We start from the raw sequence: 5,425 nt of genomic DNA, 5'->3' as shown, positions 1-5,425 counted from the left end.
GGGACCGGCCCCGAGCGCGGCGAGGATCCCGCCGGCGCCGGCCGCGGCCAGGTGCAGCGAGGCGCGCCGCGTCACCGCGGCGGGGACGGGCGGATGACGGTGCTGTGCGATTCCCATGGTGGACTCCTTCGTCGGATCGGGTGCATGGGTCCGGGCGGGAGCGGTCAGCGCAGGGGCGCCGGTCCCGCGATCGTGGGGTGAGCGGCTTCCCGCGGCGCGGGGTCGGGGTCGGTGCGCGGGTCCAGGAGCGCGAGACCCAGGCCGGGGCCGCCCAGCAGGCGCAGCGTTCCCGCGGACTCGCCGTACCCGCCCTCCGGGGCGGGCGAGGAGAACCACGCGGGCGGGTCGAGGTCGATGAGCGTGACCGCGGGATGCGCGACGGCGAGATGCGCGGCCGCCGTGATCGAGATCCGGGGCTCCATCATCGCTCCGACCATGCAGGGGATCCCGGCGTCCGCGGCGGCATCGGCGATCGCCAGGGCGCGCCGGATCCCGCCGGACTTGGCGAGCTTGATGTTGAGCATGTCCGCGGCCTCCGCGTCTATCAGGCGCAGCGCGTCCTCGCGGGACCACACCGCCTCATCGGCCATGATCGGCACCCCGACCGCGGCGCGGACCCGGGCGAGCCCGGCGACATCGCCCGCCGGGACGGGCTGCTCGACGAGGTCCAGCGGGAGGCCGTCGGCCTCGAGGGCGGAGATGATGCGGATCGCCTCGTCGGGGGACCAGCCCTGGTTCGCGTCCAGGCGCAGCCGCGCGTCGGGGGCGGCCTCGAGCACGGCGTCCAGGCGGCGCCGGTCCGCGGCCACGTCCAGGCCCAGCTTGACCTTGAGGATCCGGGTGCCGCCGGCCCGCGCCTCTCGCGCCCGCTGCGCCATGACCTGCGGCTCCTCGAGGGAGATGGTCATGTCGTTCTCGAGGGCTGTCGACAGGTTCCCGCCGAGGAGCTCGACGAGCGGGGTCCGGCAGGACCGGGCCCAGGCGTCGTGCAGGGCGACGTCGAGAGCGGCGGCCGCGCTCGTCTCCCTCGGCAGCGCGGCCGCGATCCGCTGCGAGAGCTCCGTGACGGTGCCGCACGCTCGGTCGATGGCGCGCCGGCCGGGGCCCTGCAGCGCCGCCGCGATCGACTCCGCGCTCTCCCCGGTGACCGCGACGGTCTCCGCCGCGGATCCCTGCCCGATCGTGCCGTCCTCCAGCTCGACCTCGGCGACGACGTAGGCGACGGACTCGGTGCGTCGTGCGGCGGTGACGAAGGGCCGCAGCAGCGGCGCCCGATGCCGATGCACGCGGACGGCGCGCACCTGCAGCGGAGCCTCGGCGTCCTGACCCGCGCTCAGAGCCATGACATGACCTGCGCCATGGCGAGGCCCACGAAGGTGCCCAGCAGCGAGCCCAGCAGCGCGAACAGCACGCCCACGGGGACCAGCTGGCGGTGGAAGGCGCTGGCGACGACCGGGGCGGAGGCGATCCCGCCGACGTTCGCGGTCGAGGCGACCGCGAGGGAGAACAGCTCCGTGCGCGTCAGCTTCGCGTACACGACCATGATCGCGGCATGGACGAGCAGCACGATCACGCCGACCAGCAGGTACAGCGGCGCCTGCGTGATCGCGGAGAAGTCGGAGCCCGAGGCGATCTGCCCGATCACCACGAACAGCATGAGCGAGGCGACCTCCATCGCCCCGGCCGTCCGGCCGAGCGGGGTCAGCGCCACGATCAGGCCCAGCACGGAGACGAGGATGATCGTCCAGGTGGTGGCGTTGACGACGTCGCCGATCTCCGGCAGCAGCCCGCCGATCCACAGGGCGAGCGTGGAGACGAAGATCGAGCCGAACAGGGCGATCGCCAGGGACGCGACGGTGACCGGTCGCGCCTCCTCGTCCTCGGCGCCGTGATGCGCCGCGAGATAGGAGGCGTCGGCGCGGGTCCACCGGTTGAAGGCGGGGGAGAGCGCGACCGAGGCGAACATGAGCATGAGCCAGACCGAGTACATGATCGTGTCCGTGATGAGGGCGTAGCCGAAGATCGACTCGGGTGCCTGCAGGATGTCCTGCACCGCGACCATGTTGGCGCTGCCGCCGGTCCACGAGGCCAGCAGCGCTCCGAGGACCTTCCATGCCTCCGGGTGCAGCGCCCCGCGCAGGGCCAGGAAGGCGACGACCATGCCGATGCACAGCGACGCCGCGGTGACGGCGTAGGTCAGCAGCAGCTTCGGGCCCAGCCGGACGATCCGCCGCAGGTCGCAGCCGAAGAGGAACAGGAAGATCATCGCCGGCAGCAGCACGGTCTTGACCTCCCCGATGGGGGCCCGGGTCGCCTCGTCCTGGCCGAACACGCCGAGCGAGTTCAGGGCCGCGCACAGCAGGTACATGAGGACCATGCCGGGGACGTAGCGGAACAGCTTCCAGCCGGTCGTGCGCTCGAGGACGATGAGCAGGCACGAGAGGCCCAGCAGGACGCCGAGCATCAGCAGGCCGTCGGTGATCATGGGGGAGGCTCCTGGGGAGGGGAGGTCTCCGGACCGGGATCGGAGAACGAAACAGCCGGAAGCACCGAGGGCGCACCGGCCGAGGCGGGCGCGTCCTGGGTGCTTCCGGCTGGATCCGGTTCTGGGGGTCCCGGGCGGCGGAGAGCGGTTATGGGGTCATGTCCGGGCGGTCCGCCGCCAGGTCGCGGTACTTCGCGGCGGCGCTGCGCACGGATGCGGCCAGCGCCCTCTGCGAGGACCCGTGGTACCTGTCGGTGATGGCTTCCACCAGGGCGTCGTCCTCGAGCAGGGACCGTCCCACCAGCAGCTCCCGCACGAAGTCGACGGTGAGCCCCAGCAGGGCGGTGCAGTCCGCAGCGCGGATGACGTGAGTCTCAGTATCGACCACGAGGCCGATGAAGAACAGCCCCCACTGCGACGTGATCGGATTGTTGCTGGGCGACTTCGCCTCTCCCGTGAGGTAGACGGTGCCGGTCGCGAGGGACGTCGGGCGGATGCTCTCGGTCATCACGCCAGGGTAGAGGGCGACGGCCGCGGGCTATGCGGTCTCCGGCGCGCGCTCTCCGCCGGAACGGTCGCGGACCGCCTCGAGATGCCCGCGCAGCGCCTGCAGGGCGCCGTCGTGGTTGCGCTCCTCGACGCGGGCGAGGATCGCGGCGTGCTCGGCGATCGCCTCGGCGGCGTCGATCTGCTCGGCGCCCTCGGACCAGGTCTGACGCATGCGGTGCACATGCGAGCTGAGCGTCTCGCGCATCGCGCTGAGGAAGTGGTTGTCGGCGTGGGTGAACAGCGCCTCGTGGAAGTCGCTGTCGGCGAGGAAGTACTGATGGATCAGGTCGTAGTCCGGGTCCTCGCCCGCGAGGATCTGCTCGGCGAGCGCCTGATGGCGGGCATGGGTCTCGCGCAGCTCGGCGACCAGTGCGTCCCAGTCCCGGAAGGCACGGGTCAGGGCCGCGACCTCGAGGACGATGCGGGCGTCGATCAGCTCGCCGATCTGCTCCCCGGTCAGCGGCTCCGCGACGACGTAGCCCTTGAGCGCCTGGTAGCGGATGAGGCCGGAGCGCTCGAGCGCCACGAGCGCCTCGCGCACCGGGGTGGGGGAGACCTCGAGGTCGCGGGCGAGACCGTCGATGCTCAGCCGCGCGCCGGGCCGCCACTGCCCCTGCGTGAGCCGGTCCAGGATCATCTCCTGCACCTCGGCCCGCAGAACCTGGCGCTTGATACTCATGCAGACTCCCCGATCTCCGCCCCGGCCCTGTCGACGGCGGCCGGATCCGTCGTCCCGATCTTATGGGATCCATGATCCTGCGGCGGATCCCGCCCACGAACCGCGGATCGGAGCCGCACCGGTCAGGCGAGGGGGCGTCCGGAGTCGGTGCCGGAGAGGCGGTCGTGCAGCGTGAGGATCCGCTGTTCGACGGCGGAGGGGAGCGGGCCCGTCTCCCGGATCCGGCGGCACGCCGCGAAGCCGGCGCTGCGCTGCTCGTACTGCTCGATCCAGGTGCGCAGGCGCTGCTCGGCCCCGTGGTCCTGGGCGGGCCAGCGCACGGGCGGGGCGCTCATCCCGGTGCGCCACGGCTTCGGGGTCAGGCGTGCCCGCGAGGTCTCGTACGCCCTGCTCAGCCGCACGTACAGGGGATCGCTGCCGAGCTCCTCCAGGAGGGCCTGCGCCTCGGGGCCGCCGGGAGCGTGCCCGGAGCCGGTGATCATGACCCGGAAGCCCGCGCGGGTCCGATGCGTGCGCACGCCCAGCCCGGGATGCTCCAGGGCGAAACGGTCGATGCGGGCGAGCGCCTCCGCCTCCGGTCCGTGCGGCGTCCCGGCATCCGCGCCCGGCTCCGGAGCCGCCGCCCCGGTGAGGGCGCGGACGAGCCGGCCCAGCCGGCCCCCGCCCGCCGGACGGTCCGCAGCCCCCTCCGGGAGGTCGACATCGGCGATCAGCAGCGCATCCGTCGTGAGGATGAGGGCGCCGTAGCGGTTGCGGGTGATGGTCGCGATCAGCTCGCCGTCCTCGGCATGCACCTCCTCGAGCACCTCCTCTCGCTGGCGGGTGCGCGGGTAGTACCAGGAGGCGTCGGCCCGTCCGGGCCCGCCTGCGGCGATGAGCGCCGCAGCGCGCTCGCGGGCGGCGGCGCGCGCGTCCTCGTGCGAGATCGTCGACCCGCCCCAGATGCGCAGCATGATGGGATGCCCCTCGTGCTGCGCGGGCTGGTCGACGCTCGCCCAGTGCTTCGGCGGAGTCCTCATGCCTCGTGTCTAGTCCGTCGCGGCCGCGAACGCCAGGGCCTTCCGCTCCCCGGCCCGTCGGGCGCCGATGATGATCGCGAGGGCGAGCACGGTCAGCACGGCGCAGGCGACGAAGATGGTGCGCTGCCCGAGCAGGGGCCACGCCCCCAGCGCGATGATCGGCCCGGTCACGATCGAGCCGATCCGTCGGGTGTTCGCGTAGATGCCGGTCGACAGGCCGGGACGGGGGATGAGCTGATGGAACAGCGGCAGCCCCACGCCGGAGATCCCCGCGAACGACCAGGCGTTCAGCAGCTGGAGCGCGATCAGCATGACCGGCCCCGTCGCCGCCGCGAGGCCCACGTAGTAGGCCACGCCGGCGATGCAGCTGGTCACGAGCAGCCCCAGCAGGGAGAAGCGCTGGGAGAGGCGGCCGATGCCGAGCAGAGCCGGGACCTCGAGGCCCGCCGCGACGCCGAGCGCGACCCCCGCCCAGAGCAGGTCCAGGCCCATCGCCTGCGTCACGTACACGGTCATGATGGTCATGCCGGTCGCGTTGGTCGCCTGCAGGAGCACGAAGGCGCTCGTGATCAGCGCGATCCCGCCGCGGGGAAGCGGGATCGGCTGCTCCTGCGCCGGCGCGGCGGGCCCCGGGTCCGCGGGCGGGGCCGGTGCTGCGGCGCCTGCGGACCCGGCGTCTGCGGCCTCGGCTCG

Annotated in this window: 6 protein-coding genes; all 6 read right to left on the bottom strand. The window is 73.1% G+C overall.

Translation table 11 applies throughout. The features are described 5' to 3' along the window. Positions 1-164 precede the first annotated feature (164 nt). Positions 165-1,343 (bottom strand): dipeptide epimerase, encoded by a 1,179-nt coding sequence (locus tag ACFFF6_RS19850; RefSeq protein WP_376983257.1) that lies wholly within the window; start codon positions 1,341-1,343, stop codon positions 165-167. Further along, positions 1,334-2,485, bottom strand: coding sequence for a DUF819 family protein (locus tag ACFFF6_RS19845; protein ID WP_376983256.1), 1,152 nt, complete (start codon positions 2,483-2,485; stop codon positions 1,334-1,336). The genes ACFFF6_RS19850 and ACFFF6_RS19845 overlap by 10 nt, the downstream gene beginning before the upstream one ends. A gap of 148 nt (positions 2,486-2,633) precedes the next feature. Then, a complete protein-coding gene (locus tag ACFFF6_RS19840; RefSeq protein ID WP_376983255.1) occupies positions 2,634-2,993 on the bottom strand; it encodes a DUF3870 domain-containing protein in 360 nt (119 codons plus the stop codon). Between the two features lie 30 nt (positions 2,994-3,023). Continuing rightward, positions 3,024-3,713 carry a GntR family transcriptional regulator gene (locus ACFFF6_RS19835; protein ID WP_376983254.1) on the bottom strand — a complete coding sequence of 230 codons (690 nt, stop codon included), beginning with the start codon at positions 3,711-3,713 and terminating at the stop codon, positions 3,024-3,026. Positions 3,714-3,835: 122 nt separating this feature from the next. Continuing rightward, positions 3,836-4,732 (bottom strand): hypothetical protein, encoded by an 897-nt coding sequence (locus ACFFF6_RS19830; protein WP_376983253.1) that lies wholly within the window; start codon positions 4,730-4,732, stop codon positions 3,836-3,838. A gap of 9 nt (positions 4,733-4,741) precedes the next feature. Further along, on the bottom strand, positions 4,742-5,425 hold a 684-nt coding region (locus ACFFF6_RS19825), incomplete at its 5' end, for an MFS transporter (protein ID WP_512700207.1).

It is taken from the genome of Brachybacterium hainanense (assembly GCF_042434575.1).
Taxonomy (GTDB): domain Bacteria; phylum Actinomycetota; class Actinomycetes; order Actinomycetales; family Dermabacteraceae; genus Brachybacterium; species Brachybacterium hainanense.
Note: the sequence above shows the minus strand (reverse complement) of the source record. Positions and strands in the feature narration are given on the sequence as shown.